Annotated in this window: 15 protein-coding genes; 6 read left to right on the top strand and 9 right to left on the bottom strand. The window is 35.5% G+C overall.

The window, feature by feature from the left end:
• A partial coding sequence (locus tag HOG71_12230; GenBank protein ID MBT5991610.1) for a hypothetical protein occupies nt 1-580 on the top strand: 580 nt, incomplete at its 5' end.
• A 67-nt stretch (nt 581-647) separates the two neighbouring features.
• The gene (polA, locus tag HOG71_12225; protein MBT5991609.1) at nt 648-3,374 is read left to right on the top strand and encodes a DNA polymerase I; all 2,727 of its coding nucleotides are present in this window, start codon (nt 648-650) and stop codon (nt 3,372-3,374) included.
• On the opposite strand, the gene HOG71_12220 is transcribed toward polA, so the two are convergent.
• Complete coding sequence (locus HOG71_12220) at nt 3,375-4,364, bottom strand: hypothetical protein (protein ID MBT5991608.1); 990 nt, start codon at nt 4,362-4,364, stop codon at nt 3,375-3,377. It lies immediately after the preceding gene.
• Nucleotides 4,365-4,482: 118 nt separating this feature from the next.
• Here HOG71_12220 and HOG71_12215 point away from each other — a divergent pair, with 118 nt between their 5' ends.
• Nucleotides 4,483-5,100, top strand: coding sequence for a hypothetical protein (locus HOG71_12215; GenBank protein ID MBT5991607.1), 618 nt, complete (start codon nt 4,483-4,485; stop codon nt 5,098-5,100).
• A gap of 265 nt (nt 5,101-5,365) precedes the next feature.
• On the opposite strand, the gene HOG71_12210 is transcribed toward HOG71_12215, so the two are convergent.
• From HOG71_12210 to HOG71_12200, 3 genes are all read right to left on the bottom strand, one after another.
• The gene (locus HOG71_12210; protein ID MBT5991606.1) at nt 5,366-6,445 is read right to left on the bottom strand and encodes an alanine racemase; all 1,080 of its coding nucleotides are present in this window, start codon (nt 6,443-6,445) and stop codon (nt 5,366-5,368) included.
• A gap of 110 nt (nt 6,446-6,555) precedes the next feature.
• Nucleotides 6,556-6,852, bottom strand: coding sequence for a winged helix-turn-helix transcriptional regulator (locus HOG71_12205; protein MBT5991605.1), 297 nt, complete (start codon nt 6,850-6,852; stop codon nt 6,556-6,558).
• Between the two features lie 180 nt (nt 6,853-7,032).
• Complete coding sequence (locus tag HOG71_12200) at nt 7,033-7,662, bottom strand: NUDIX domain-containing protein (protein MBT5991604.1); 630 nt, start codon at nt 7,660-7,662, stop codon at nt 7,033-7,035.
• Between HOG71_12200 and HOG71_12195 the strand changes: the two genes are divergently transcribed.
• Entirely contained in the window at nt 7,661-8,302 is a 642-nt protein-coding gene (locus HOG71_12195; protein ID MBT5991603.1) for an orotate phosphoribosyltransferase, read from the top strand. The genes HOG71_12200 and HOG71_12195 overlap by 2 nt on opposite strands.
• Nucleotides 8,303-8,445: 143 nt before the next feature.
• Here HOG71_12195 and HOG71_12190 read toward each other — a convergent pair whose 3' ends face one another.
• The gene (locus tag HOG71_12190; GenBank protein ID MBT5991602.1) at nt 8,446-8,898 is read right to left on the bottom strand and encodes a D-tyrosyl-tRNA(Tyr) deacylase; all 453 of its coding nucleotides are present in this window, start codon (nt 8,896-8,898) and stop codon (nt 8,446-8,448) included.
• A 2-nt stretch (nt 8,899-8,900) separates the two neighbouring features.
• Nucleotides 8,901-9,824, bottom strand: a complete 924-nt coding sequence (rsgA, locus tag HOG71_12185; protein ID MBT5991601.1) for a ribosome small subunit-dependent GTPase A — start codon at nt 9,822-9,824, stop codon at nt 8,901-8,903.
• A 165-nt stretch (nt 9,825-9,989) separates the two neighbouring features.
• Here rsgA and HOG71_12180 point away from each other — a divergent pair, with 165 nt between their 5' ends.
• On the top strand, nt 9,990-12,503 hold the full coding sequence (locus tag HOG71_12180; protein ID MBT5991600.1) for a TonB-dependent receptor plug domain-containing protein: 2,514 nt from the start codon (nt 9,990-9,992) through the stop codon (nt 12,501-12,503).
• A gap of 2 nt (nt 12,504-12,505) precedes the next feature.
• Nucleotides 12,506-12,907: a DUF2809 domain-containing protein gene (locus tag HOG71_12175; protein MBT5991599.1), complete on the top strand. Its 402-nt coding sequence runs from the start codon at nt 12,506-12,508 to the stop codon at nt 12,905-12,907.
• On the opposite strand, the gene HOG71_12170 is transcribed toward HOG71_12175, so the two are convergent.
• From HOG71_12170 to HOG71_12160, 3 genes are all read right to left on the bottom strand, one after another.
• Nucleotides 12,904-13,440 carry a hypothetical protein gene (locus HOG71_12170; GenBank protein MBT5991598.1) on the bottom strand — a complete coding sequence of 179 codons (537 nt, stop codon included), beginning with the start codon at nt 13,438-13,440 and terminating at the stop codon, nt 12,904-12,906. The two genes, HOG71_12175 and HOG71_12170, sit on opposite strands and share 4 nt — an antisense overlap.
• Before the next feature lie 119 nt (nt 13,441-13,559).
• Nucleotides 13,560-14,573 carry an o-succinylbenzoate synthase gene (locus HOG71_12165; GenBank protein ID MBT5991597.1) on the bottom strand — a complete coding sequence of 338 codons (1,014 nt, stop codon included), beginning with the start codon at nt 14,571-14,573 and terminating at the stop codon, nt 13,560-13,562.
• Nucleotides 14,574-14,580: 7 nt separating this feature from the next.
• Nucleotides 14,581-14,854 (bottom strand): asparaginase (locus HOG71_12160; GenBank protein MBT5991596.1); only part of this gene is annotated, 274 nt, incomplete at its 5' end.

Here is a 14,854-nt window from a genome sequence, read left to right as displayed (position 1 = left end):
TGGAACCTGGTTTATGTTTTTTGTGATTATTGAAAAAACGGGCGAAAGACAACTAGCCATTTCGAATGTATTGAGATCAAATTTGATGATATTTATGCTCCCGGTTTGGGGATTGGCAACTACTGCAAATACAATGGCTTCTAATATAATAGGACAGGGAAAGTCGGGTGAAGTATTGAAATTATCAGGAAGAATTATTGTGATCAGCTACATATGGACTTTGCTATTCCTGCCATTGGTTTTATTTGAACCACAATGGCTATTGAGTGTTATTACCAATGATACCTCTATTGTAAGCGAAGCAATTGCACCACTTCGGGTTATTTATTCAGCTTTGTTCATTTTTGTGCCCGGGGTAGTTTTGCTTCACACCGTTACAGGAACCGGAGATACCCGAACAGCCTTCTTTATCGAGCTGGCCAGTATTGCTATTTATAGTGTTTATGTTTACAATATTGCCATTGTGTTAGGCTCAAGTCTTGAAATGGTTTGGACGGCAGAATTCGTTTATTGGGCTATTATGGCGATTTTATCCTTCATCAGACTTCGAGGTGGAAAGTGGAAGAAGATTAAAGTCTAAGCTTTTTCATTTCCGGCAAGCTAGCCAAATAGCCTTATCTTTATAGATCAATTTGAATTCATAGAAAATGACAGATAAAAAGAAAAAATTATTTCTGGTGGATGCCATGGCTCTGATTTATAGAGCGCACTTTGCATTCATCAAAAACCCAAGAATCAATACAAAAGGATTGAATACGTCAGCAATCTTTGGTTTCGTAAATGCATTGCTTGAAATTATTGAGAAGCAGAAGCCAACGCACATTGCGGTTGCTTTCGATTCATACGAACCGACCGTCAGACATGAAGATTTTACAGACTATAAAGCAAATCGTGACAAGCAGCCAGAAGATATTACCCTCTCAATACCATATATTAAAAAAATATTGGAGGCATTCAATATTCCAATCATGGAGCAAGCAGGTTATGAAGCAGATGATATCATAGGAACAATTGCGCACAAAGCGCCAAAGGACGATTTTGATGTTTATATGTTCACCCCAGACAAGGATTTTGCTCAGCTGGTAAAAGAAAATGTTTTTCTTTTTAAGCCTGCCAGAATGGGCAACCCAAATGAAATATGGGACATTGCAAAAGTCAAAGAAGAGTTTGGGATAGAACGCATTGATCAGGTAGTTGAAATTCAAGGTTTGATGGGTGATGCTGTTGATAATATTCCCGGAGTTCCCGGTATTGGACCCAAAACAGCCAAGCAACTAATTGCAGATTTTGATACCATTGAAAATTTACTTGCTAATACAGATAAGCTTAAAGGTAAGGTAAAAGAGAATCTTGAAAACTTTGGAGATCAGGCACGCTTATCAAAACAATTGGCCACATTAATTACCGATGTTCCTGTTGATTTTGTTGAAACAGATTTATTGATTAGTGAAAAAGACATGGCTGCTGTAGAGCAGCTTTTTGCTGAGCTGGAGTTCAAAAATCTGGGCAAGCGGGTTTTGGGTAGAGAACCAGTATCCGTTAAAAAATCAGAAAATCAAGATTTATTTAATGTTGGAGAAGTCAAGGAGGAAAGCAGCCTTTCTTCCTATACACAATTGGATAATAAGTACCAAAGGGTTGAAAGCATCGAAGAAATAAAATCTTTGGTCAAAAAAATTGAAGAGGCAGGATGTTTCGCATTTCATCTTGAATTAAGCACCCCAGATCCATATACGGCCAGAATTAAAAATATTTCTTTCTGCCTCAAGGAGAATGAGGCAAGTTTTGTTAAGTTGTCAAAAAATATAGAAGAAGCCGATGATGTATTGGCTCTTTTAAAACCCCTCTTTGAAAATCAGGACTTAGAAAAAATCGGTTATAATCTGAAACCCGTAATTCTAATTCTAAAAAGGAATGAAATTTACCTTAGCGGAAAGATATATGATAATCAATTAGCACACTATATCATTGACTCTGATTTAAGGCATGATTTGGAATTGCTTTCTGAGCAATATTTAAGTTATAAAATGCTGAATCATGCTGAATTAACAACAGATCAATTAAGTGCTTTTTATTCAGAACTGGCCGATGTTAATTTTCAATTGTTTTCCGTATTTAGAAAGGAAATTGAAAACAATCAGTATCAGGAGCTATTTTACAATATTGAAGTTCCCCTGATAGAAGTGTTGGCTGATATGGAATTTACAGGTGTGAAAATTAATTCAGCTGATTTGAATGAATTATCGAAACAACTGGAAACGGAGTTATTGGCTCTTGAAAAGAAAATTCATCAGGATACAGGCATTCCTTTTAACATTAATTCTCCTGCACAATTAGGACATGTATTATTTGAAATCCTGAAGCTTGATCCAAACGCGAAGAAAACAAAAAAATCGAAGCAGTACTCAACAAATGAGGAAGTATTAAGAAAGCTAGCACCAAAGCATGAAGTTATTAGGCTTGTTTTGGATTATCGTGGGATACAGAAATTGAAATCAACTTATGTGGATGCATTACCTGATTTGGTGAACACAAGCACAGGGATGATTCATACAACTTATGATCAGGCTGTTGCTGCAACGGGTCGTTTAAGCTCTAAAAACCCCAACCTGCAAAACATACCTATTCGAACAGAAAGAGGACGATATGTTCGTAAAGCTTTTGTTCCCAGCGATGATAATCACCTTTTTGTTTCAGCAGACTATTCGCAAATTGAATTAAGAGTTATTGCTCATACTAGTGGTGATGAAAGTATGATTGAAGCTTTCAGGTTAAAGCAGGATATTCATACATCAACTGCTGCCAAGGTGTTTGGGGTGGAAATCGAAGATGTTGATTCTGATATGAGGCGAAAAGCAAAAGAAGTTAATTTTGGAATAATCTATGGCATTTCAGCTTGGGGTCTTGCACAACGCCTAGATATTCCCCGAAAAGAAGGGGCAGAAATTATTGAGCAATACTTTGCAAATTTTCCTAAAATTAAAGAATATATAGAAGCGTGTCAGGTCATAGCACGTGAAAAGGGTTATGCCGAAACGGTTCTAAACAGAAGAAGATATTTGCGGGACATTAATTCACGAAATGCGATGCAACGATCTTTCGCAGAGAGAAATGCCGTAAATGCGCCAATCCAGGGTTCAGCAGCTGATATTATCAAGATCGCTATGGTGAAAATTTTCAAAGAATTCAAACAGCAAAAGCTTGAATCAAAAATGATAATGCAGGTTCATGATGAATTGGTTTTTGATGTGGTGAAAGCGGAATTTGATATTGTTGAGGGAATAATAACGAAAAACATGGAAGAAGCCTATCCGCTAAATGTGCCGCTAACAATTGATTTTGGACAGGGAGATAATTGGCTGGAAGCACATTAATTACAATAAATTCAGAAGCATATTGGCTTGCATAAAAGCAATAACTAAAAGTAGTCCGGCAAAAATGAATTCATTGAGTTTGTTGTTTTCATGGCTAAACATTGTTGATAGGAAAAAAGTTATAGGAACCATGAAATAGTAACTGAGGTTGCCTTTTTCTGCTGATGTAAAAACGAAGAGAATCAAGGTTATTACAAAAAAATAGATAAATATACGATGGTAGCGTAGCGAGCGAACCACTTTGCTTTTATACACAAAAGTATCTTTAAAAAAGCCAATGCTTAAAACCAAAAATAGAAATCCGATTGGAATGGCATTTGGCAATATACTACCCTTGAAACTAAATGAGAATTGGGCAAAACTATTGGAAAACAATGTTAGAAAATGTGTCAAATCACCTTGCATATAATAGACCATTCCTAGCAGATAAATGGGGATTAAAAATCCAAAAGGAATAATTGCAAACTCAGAGGTTAGAGGTGTTTTGAGAGTAGGTACTGCTAAAATAATCAGGATAATAAAAAGATATAATGGCGAGTAAATCATGCCGCCAATACCTGCAAAAAAAGCAATAAAGAAAATAGGCTGAACAGCATCACTTTTGTCAAAAAGTGTCAACAAAAGGTTAATAAGCAACAATATCAGAAATAGAGAAATAAAAGCAGAGTTTAGCAATATATGTTCAGGAAATAGGGCCTCAAGCGTAACAAAAATAAAAGATGGAAGCAAGCTGGATTCTGTGGTTAGTCGATATTTATTAAAAATTTGACTAATAATTAAAGCTTGTAGAAATGTAAATACAATAGACACAGTGATAAGACCCTGATTAGAAAATATCGTGATGTCGAAATTGAATAATGTGGCAATGAGGGAATGATCGAATGAGCTAAATGCGGAAGGTTTGAAATACAGAACAGCATTCAAAGCAAATGTAAATACAAAAAGAAATGGATACAATAGCGGATTTCGCTGTTTAAAAAATTTCAGCAAATCGTTTTATTTAGCGGTTAATGATATCGCAAAATTAATGAATAAATAACCGACTCAGCCTAATTGTGTTTAAAGCTATTTCATAAGTTGTAAATTTGAACATCAATAAAAGAAAGATATGGAACTGAAAGATGCAATACAAAACAGAGCAAGTGTCCGAAAATTTACAGAAGAAGGTGTTATCATCGATGATTTAAAAGAAATGGTAAGAAGAGCTGGCTTGGCTCCTAGTGAAAATAATCATCAACCTTGGAGATTTATTGCAATTACAAACAAGGCTATACTCGAAAAATTAGCAAATACCGTTTCTCAAAAAATCAGTTCAATTCCTAGTTTGGAATCCAAACGTGCTTATTTGGTTAAGTCGCAAATGGAGATGTCAGCTACATTTTTCAAAAGAGCACCTTCAGTTATTGCAATGGTCATGACACATTCTGAAACCATATGGGAAAAGGGGATAAATATTCCGCAGGAAGAGCTTAAGAAAATGCACAACTATCCCGATTTGCAAAGTGCCGGAGCTGCTATACAAAATATCTTATTATCGGCTGTTGAGTTCAACTATGGGGCTTGTTGGATGAGTTCGCCATTAACAGCCAAAGAAGAATTAGAAGAAATTCTTGGTATTCAGGAGCCTTGGGGTTTAACCGCTTTTATTGCCATTGGAAAGTATGATGTTGAAGCCAGACAATCGAATAAAAAAGCGTTTGAGGATATTTTTGAATTAATAACCTGAGTTCGGGATAAGATTTAACTCACAGAAAACTAATGGGGCATTAGATTTGGGCTTATAATCATGCAGTTATAGCATGCTATTTCAAGTGATTTTAAGTTCAAAGATGATGTAAATTAGCTTTCCCATTTATGGGTTTCGATGATTAGCCCACATACTACCTCAAATTTCCTTGAATTATCCGGATAGTACTTCGAAAATTGGAGTTGTCTATGAACTAATCATCTGAAACTGTGAGCAAAGCTTATCCCGAACTCAGGTTAATAGACTAGAGCATCATACGAATTATCTGTCCATCAAGTGTTTGAAAACCATTCATGAGGTTAGCTGTCAGGCAGGAATGAACGGGTAAAATAGCAAGTAGCTCACCTATTTGTGTTTTTTCAAGCTCCTGCGAGGCTAGTTTTATGATTCCATGTTCTTGTGAAAGAGAACATACATATGCGTTTTCAATTGATTCTGTCCATTTTCCATTCGTAAACCGACAAACAAGTCCATACATTTTTTCTCCATTTTCATGCATGGTAAACTCTTTCGACAAATGGATGGCTCCACCATGTATAACAATTTCATTTCGATGTGCATGTTTGGCTAAAACTGGAACAATAAGAGCCACTGCAATATCATTAACATGACAGCTACCGAGTTTCCATTGCATCACATCATAAAACACAAAATTCCCTGGTCTGATTTCATCAGCACCTTCGAAATCATCAACAATCGAGCAAGATGGTGTATCTCCAATAGACAATTGCAAGTTTGGATAATCAGGAATAAATTGTGCTTTTAATTCAAGAAGTTGTTGAATTGAGGATGAATAAATGCTTTTTACCTCTTGAGGAGAAGATGATGAATACGTATTTCCAAAATGTGATAGGAAGCCACGCAAGTGGATGTTTTCATGTTGAAGATGAGACAGCACAGTACGAATATATGGTATATTATCAGCGCTGATTCCCGTTCGATGATAGCCGCAATCAATTTTGACAAACACACCAACTTTATGATGGATATTTTTTACTAATGAAGAAGCAACCTCTATGGATTCGACAAGGAGATTGATTTTTGCTATTGAGGCAAGTTTGTTGATTCTATTATGTTCGTTGGGATTGATCGGTATGGAAATAGTGATATCGATCCATCCGTTTGCAGCAAAATATTCTGCCATTTTAAGCGAGGAAACGCATATAGCTTGACTGCTTTTATTGCCAAACCACGAGCCAATTGTGGCTGACTGATGTGTTTTAAAATGGGGTCTAAAGCTTACACCCATTTTAGTTGCTTTTTCAAGCATTTTGTCAATATTGCTTTGACATTTGCGCTGATCGAGCAATAAATAAGGAAGCATACTATTGAATTTTTTTGAAGGTTTAAGTTCAAAAATAAACAAAAGGTAAGCTTAACACAAATGGATTATTTCTGGATATTGAAAAAGAGAAGAAAAGGTGCCAACCCTTATTAGTCGGCACATTTTTCAACACAACTTACGATGTCTGCAAGTTGTAATAGTTTTAAGGAATAATACTTATTCTTTCCATCTCTAACAGATTTAACAATCTGCTGGTCTTTTAAAATACGTAAGTGATTTGATGTAGCGGCTTGCTCGATTTTAAGATGAGACTGAATTGCTGTTACTGTCAGTTTTTCATTTTTTTCTAACAGGTCAATAATAGCAATACGTACTGGATGCCCCAAGGCTTTAAGTTTGTTTGCCATACATTCCAACTTCTCCGGATCTAATGATGTCTTGATCATGGCTGGTTTTATATTTAAATTAACTAAAAAAATTTTCAATATATGACTTATTTCTGGGCAACAACAGTTTTTTTGGTCGTTACTATTTACATATATTGAATTAAATATTACTTTTAAAAAAGCCAAATATAATCTTTTATTTCATATTAGAATATCTTTATGTAAAAAAATCAAACATTTCTAAATTAAGCCTTTTTTGCTGTATTGATCTAGCATTTTTTTGAGGTTGGCATAGGTGTTTTCTGAATAAAACGGGAGTTGAGATAATCGAACCCATTTCACTTCACTAATGCCCTCAGCTATTTCTGGTTGTAAATTATTTTCATCCCAGCAATTCATTTCGTACCAATGTGTGGTTTTAAAAAATCGCTTTCCTTTTTTACGTCCAATATGATAGGTTTTCTCAATTTTTTTGACAATTTCAAGTTGTTTTACGCCACATTCTTCGGATATTTCTCGCATGGCTGCATCTCGTTTTTTCTCTCCACGCTTTATTTGCCCTTTGGGAAGATCCCATTTGTCATTTTTCTTAATAAGCAGAATTTCTCCCTTGCTATTTCGAATAATACCCCCTGCGGCAATAATATTTCGATAACAAGCTGAAAAATAGTTAAAAGCAAGTTCAGGCTTCTTATGGATAATATGAATTCGATTCTTTTTTCCTCCTTTTCTGATAAGAGGAAGTATTTGCATAATTTGATTCAATAGATCAATAATAAAAACAACTTCTTTTTTACGAAGCTTTTCGGGCTTCACAGAAGTTATAATTATTTCAATTTGCCCTGAAAAAATTTTATAGTTTTGCAGCATGATTTATGACGTGAAAACAGGCCGGCAAGTTGCGAAATTTTTGCTGGAAAAAAAAGCAGTAATTTTAAAACCTGAAGATCCATTTACATGGGCATCGGGTTGGAAATCGCCAATTTATTGTGATAATAGAAAATTGCTAAGCTATCCTCCTGAAAGAACTTATATCAAATTGGCATTATCTCAATTGATAAAAGCCGTATATCCAGAATTTGATGCAGTTGTAGGAGTTGCGACAGCTGGTATTGCACATGCTGCCCTTGTGGGAGATCAAACCCGAAAACCGATGGCTTATGCCAGAACAAAGGCCAAAGAACATGGAACAAAAAGTGTGATTGAAGGCAATCTTGAAAAAGACCATAAAGTGGTTATTATTGAAGATTTGATTTCAACGGGTAAAAGTAGTTTGGCGGTTGTTGATGGTGTAAAAGAGGCTGGCTACAATGTGCTCGGCATGGTTGCTATTTTCTCTTATGATTTTCCAATTGCAACAGAAGCTTCAAAAAATGCTGGAGTCGATTTTTATACATTGAGTGATTATAACCTTTTGATAGAAGAAGCTGTAAAAATGAATTATATTAAGGATTCAGATGTTCAGGTTTTGCAACAATGGAGAAATAATCCTGCTGAGTGGGGGAAATAGTTTCCGTTTGAGAAATCATACGAATTAAAGCGAGTTAGTTCTTCAGTTTAATTTGTTGTAATTGGTCCGAGCTGCAAGCTCGAACCAGCTTTGTTTTTGCAAAAGCCACGTCCGCTTGCGCTGGTTGAGAGAAATAATGCTTTTTATTCTTTGTTTTTGGAATCAATAATCAAAGTTACTGGCCCATCATTAAAAAGAGCGACATTCATTATGGCTCCAAATTTTCCGGTTTTTACCTTAATCCCACTTGCTTGTTCAAGAGATTCAACAAATTGCTCATACAAAGGAATTGATATTAGCGGATCAGCTGCTTTGATATAGGAAGGTCTGTTCCCCTTTTTTGTACTGGCATGTAGGGTAAATTGGCTTACAACCATCAGATCGCCTTTGATATCCTGAACGGATAAATTCATGGTGCCAAATTCGTCATCAAAAACGCGAAGCAGACTGATTTTTTTACAAAGCCATTCAATATCTTCAGAGCCATCTTTTTCTTCAATTCCCAGCAAAATCAATAAGCCCTGACTTATTTCAGAAAACAATTTGTTATCAATAATAACTGTGGCTTTTTTAACTCGTTGAATGACTACTCGCATGCTTATAAATTAAAATCTTCAAGAATTTTCAAATAATTGATATAGCGTTCTTCTAAAATCAATCCCTCTTCTACAGCATGAATAATAGCACATTCTGGTTCATGCATATGTAAACAGTTTGGGTATTTACAAGAGGTAGCCAATGACTTGAATTCAGGAAAAAACAAACCTACCTCAAATGCTTCAAAATCAAACAGGCCTAATTCACGAATGCCCGGAGAATCAACAATGAATGTGTCCTCATCTAATTGATGCATTTCATAAAAAGTAGTACTGTGTTTTCCTTTTTTTGTGGAGGTTGATATGGATGATATCTTCAAACCTAATTCCGGATCAATGCAATTTAGAATAGTGCTTTTACCAACCCCAGATTGCCCTGTAAATAAGCTGGTTTTACCTTTCAAAAAAGATTTGAGTTCTTGGATATGTGTTCCTTTTATTGCGCAAGTAGTGAAACATTTAAAACCAAGATAATCATACAACTCAACTAATTCATCCAAATAGGCTTTCTCTGATTCATTCAATAAATCAATTTTATTGAATACGATTATCGGAGTAATTTCATAAGCTTGTATAATAACCAGAAAACGATCGATAAAAGCAGTTGAAATTCGTGGTGTTTTTAGTGAAGCAATTATGATTGCATAATCAAGATTTGAGGCTATGATATGCGATTGCTTGGAAAGGTTAGTCGATTTACGTACCAGAAAGTTCCTGCGCTCTTCGATTTGGTCGATTACTGAATAGTTTAATTTGCTGTCGAAATGAAATCGAATCCGATCTCCTACTGCAATTGGATTCGTACTTTTGAAATTATCAAGTCGGAACTTTCCTTTTATCCGACAAGCATAGGTATTTTTATCATCGGCCAATACAGAATACCAGCTGCCGGTAGATTTTATGACAACACCAAATTGTTTTTCCAAAAGTATTTATTATAATTTTCAGATCAAAAATACATAAAACCCCACTAATTTGAATTTATAAAGCGAAAATGTCAGAATTAAGCAGAAATAATTTTCTTACTTTTGTTTACTTACAATATGTGTATTTATAAAGCGTTAAGTATTTCAAATCCCTGGAATCAAATAATGAGAATTGATAAGTATTTTATAAGTTGTATTTTCATCTTTCTGGCAACAATTTCCCTTGCGCAAAACAACAAGGCAATTGTTTATGGTCGAATTACGGATCTGAATAATAATCCTGTCGAGTTAGCTAATATCACCATTAATAATGGCAGACAAGGAAGCATTTCAAATGCATCGGGCTATTATGAACTGGAGATTCCTGCTAATAAAGTGGTTGAGTTAACATTTTCGTATGTTAAAAATTTCAAGACAATAAAGATTGGGCCCATAAACGAAGGAATAAGAATAAAGAAAAATGTATTATTAGATATTTTTGTAGAGCTTGATCCCTTTGAGGTGAAGGGCTCAACTTTCAAGGAAAAAAACTTGATGCAAAAAGTTGATACCAGAGCACTTGATATGCTACCATCACCAGGGGAGAAAGTAATCGCTGCAATCAAAACATTCCCAGGAGTATCGTCTTCCTCAGAATTAAGCTCGAGCTATTCTGTTCGGGGAGGTAATTACGATGAGAACTTAGTTTACATTAATGATATTGAAATCTACCGACCTTTTCTTATCCGCTCAGGTCAGCAAGAAGGATTACCCATTATCAATTCTGATTTAGTAGAATCGTTACAATTTTCGGCTGGAGGATTTGAAGCTAAATACGGAGATAAATTATCATCGGTATTGGACATCAAATACAAAACACCCAAAGAATTTGAAGGCAATGTAACGGCAAATTTGCTGGGAGCTTCTGCTCATGTTGAAGGAAGGTCGAAAAACCTTCGCTTCACCTATTTACTGGGTGCAAGGCAAAGATCTACCTCATATCTGCTCAATACATTGGACACCAAAGGAGACTATAACTCATCCTTTACCGATTTTCAATCTTATTTTACATATCAAATCAGTCCAGAAGTTAGGATAGACTATTTCTCCTATTTTGGAAAAAATTCCTACAATCTGATACCGGAAACAAAAGAAACATCCTTTGGCACACATGAGCTTACATTGCGACTGAAAGTGTATTTTGATGGACAGGAGATAACAGCTTATGAAAACTATTTAAATGCAATTACACTAAACATCAAGCCCAGAGACAGTGTAGAAATGAAAGTAATTGCTTCGGTATACAATACAGATGAAACAGAATATTTCGATATCCAAGGACAGTATTGGTTAAATCAGGTAGATACAGATCCCAATTCAGAATCATTTAATGATTCAATAATGAACTTGGGAGTAGGTACTTTTCTTGATCATGCACGAAACCGTTTGTTTGCCGATATATACAGTTTGCAGTTTAAGTATAGCAGATTGTTTGAAAAATCAGAACTCCGAATGGGTTTTAAAGCGCAGCATGAACGGATTACCGATCACTTAAGAGAGTGGAGGCTTATTGACTCAGCAGGATATTCCATTCCTATTAACAAGGATTTGTTAATCATGGATCGCTTTTTAACTTCCACAATTCATCTGAATTCATTTCGATATAGCGCCTATGCGCAGAATACTTTTTTACTTTCAGATTCAACCAATACTTATTTGACTGCTGGTTTGCGAGCAAACTATTGGGATTTTAATCAGGAATTTGGCATTACTCCCAGAATTCAATTTGTAACCGAGCCTTTCAGAAAAGAAATACTAAGAGAACTAGCGAAAGGAGTGAGTGACAGTTTGTTGAAATACAAACGCAATATCCAATTTAAGGCTGCTATTGGCATGTATTATCAGCCTCCTTTTTATCGAGAATTGCGCGATAGAGAGGGTGTGCTGAATGCAGAAATCAGATCCCAAAAGTCCTATCAAATTGTGCTGGGAAGTGATGTTTATTTCAGAATGTGGGGAAAAACATTTAAGTGGATGACAGAAGCTTATTTTAAGTATTTAACAGACGTTATCCCTTACGACATTGAAGACATCCGTATTAGATATTTCGCAGAAAATAATGCAGTTGGCTATGCAACAGGACTCGACATGCAAATATATGGTGAGTTTGTTGGAGAGCTTCCGTCCTGGCTAAGCTTATCAGTTATGAAAACCATGGAGGATGTGGAGGGAGATTATTCCAGACGCTATGATTCCTCAATTATGGATTTTGTGACAGGTCCTCAGGGATATATCCCTCGGCCTACAGACCAGCGTTTTATGGCATCCATTCTTTTTCAGGACTTTCTTCCGAAAATACCAACCTCAAAAGTTCATCTGAATTTAGTTTTTGGAACTTCACTGCCATTCGGCCCACCTCAATATCCTTATTTAAGGAACTTATTCAGAATGCGTTCCTATAAGCGTATCGATGTTGGCTTTTCACAATTGTTGGTTTCCAAAAGCAACGACCATTTAAGCAAATTAAAGTTTCTTAATCACTTTGAATCGGTTTGGATTAGTGGAGAAATTTTCAATATGTTTGGATTTGAAAATGTTATTTCATATTTCTGGATTAAGGATGTAGGAAATAATTTGTGGGGCGTTCCAAATTACCTCACGGCCAGAAGATTTAATGTGAGCATGACCGTTAAATTCTAATAGTGAAAAATAGGCTTACCTATATTGTCATCTTACTATTTGCAGGTATATTGGGTTATTCTTCCAGATATTTTGCTGATAATTTGCCAGTTTTTATTGCAGATTATGCTGGGGATACTTTCTGGGCTTTTGCAGTATATTTTTTTCTTAAGTCAATATTTCCGAAATCAAAAACCATTAAAGTTGCTCTTATTTCAATTCTATTTTCAATATTGATTGAATTCTCTCAATTTTACCATGCCCAATGGATTGATTCTATTCGGGAAACATTTATTGGTGGGCTTGTTTTAGGTTTTGGTTTCCGTTGGGAAGACTTAGTTTGTTATACTGCAGGAGTACTTTTGGCCTTATCAGCTGATTTAATTCTTCATAAAAACCTGCTATTCAAAACAAAACAATCCTAATTGGAGCAAAATTGTTCCAGATACGAAATGCTGAATTTTGTATATACAACATCTTCCTCATACTTATAAGGAAACTCATCTTCGAAAGGGTATGATGCAAATATGTATGTTTCAGTCTCAGGATTATGCTTTATTTCAACAGCCAATGATGCACCAATAAAATCCGGATGAAGGACGTTTAGATCAAGCAATAATAGCTCTTGATCATTGTTTTTACACTTACAAAGAATTTGACCATAATCGCCACCGAATATGGTCATGTCCTTAACATTCCCCAGACTTTCGTTTTGATAAGGATTTATTTTTGTTTTGATCGTTATTTTCCTTTTAGCATCACGGTCGTAATATGTATAAGATGGGACATAAGGCAACTCTGTAAACCAGCCAAAGGCAGTAATGTCTTGCTCAACTCCCTGATTGCTGACCTCGTTATAGCTTAGCAGACATTTTTCATATTCTCCTTGCTCTGCTTGAGCATAAGATACCTTTATAATTACAAACAGGCTTAATATGGTTAAAAATGAGATTTTCATTTTACAGATATAGTTTCTCAAAGGCAAATCTAAAATTTTTTTTGAAAAAGAAAGAATCAGAGATATGCAGTAAAACATGTTTCATTATAAAAACTTAAAGTGGATTTTGCCATTTCACATCAATTGAAATACAAATATCCCTTTTCGATCGACAAATTAGAAGCAATATTATTGGTATATAGTTGTCCTGTACCCAAGCCCTGGTGTGTTTCAATAGGATGCGTACTAACCCACTGAGCTATTGCATTCAGTCCAATATTTGATTCAAGAGCAGAAGTTGCCCACCAGTCAATACTGATTTTTTCTGCAGCTTTTATCCATTCATTCGATTCTTCAAATCCACCGAGTAAAGATGGCTTAAGGATAATATATTGTGGTTTTATTGTTTCAAGAATTTGGTTCTTTTCCTGAACACTAATTAATTCTTCATCAAGTGCAATTGGTAATGGTGTTTGTGCACATAAGCGTGCCATTTCATCCCACTGCCCAGCCATAATTGGTTGTTCAATGGAGTGGATGTCTAAATCAGCGAGACGTTTTAGTTTTTCGAAAGCTTCGCTGTTTGCAAATGCTCCGTTTGCATCCACTCGAAGAACAATGTCTCTTGCTGTAAATTCTTTTCTGATTTGCCGAATCAACGCCAGTTCGTCATTAAAATGATGGCTGCCAATTTTAAGTTTTAAACAATTGTATCCATTTTCTAATTTCTCTAAAATCTGCTCTTTCATAAAGGCCAGATCGCCCATCCAGATTAAGCCATTAATGGGAATTCCTTTTCGTTTTTGAGTGAAATCAGTTTCATAGAATATTTTTTCACCTCCCATTTGTAAATCGCGAATGGCCGTTTCAAATCCAAACTTAACGGCAGGAAACAAGGATAAATCGCTTGCGGGATTAAGTTTCTGTGTTTGATTGATTTCGGCACAAACGGTCGAAATTTTATCTTCAATCAATTCTTCATTATCCCGACTTAAGCCCTCAATTGTTGATGCTTCTCCAGTACCGATAATTTCTTTTTCAGTATCGCTAATTGTAATCAGGTAAGTTGGTTTCTGCTTAAGCGTATTTCTGGATGTTTTAGCAGCTTGTTTAAAATCTAAAATGTGTTTTTTATATGTAGCCTGATATTGCATGAATACGCTATGATTTTATGAATTGTCCACTTTCGGGATGCCTTGTAACCTCATTCCATTTAAATATGCAGCCATGCATGGCAATATAAACTCCAGCCGCCTTTGTTTGAACAGCACCTAAAGCTAATCCGATGTTAATATCTGCATCAGAGTCGGTAAATTTTTCTGGTCGCATAGCTCCAGTAAGTACAATAACTTTATCAGCTATTTTAGCCAGATCCGAAGCTGTTTCTATCATACTATCAGTTCCATGTGTAATGATAATTTTGTCATCAGAACTT

Source organism: Bacteroidota bacterium (assembly GCA_018698135.1).
Classification (GTDB): Bacteria; Bacteroidota; Bacteroidia; order CAILMK01; family JAAYUY01; genus JABINZ01.
This window is presented reverse-complemented; position numbering and strand designations above follow the sequence as displayed.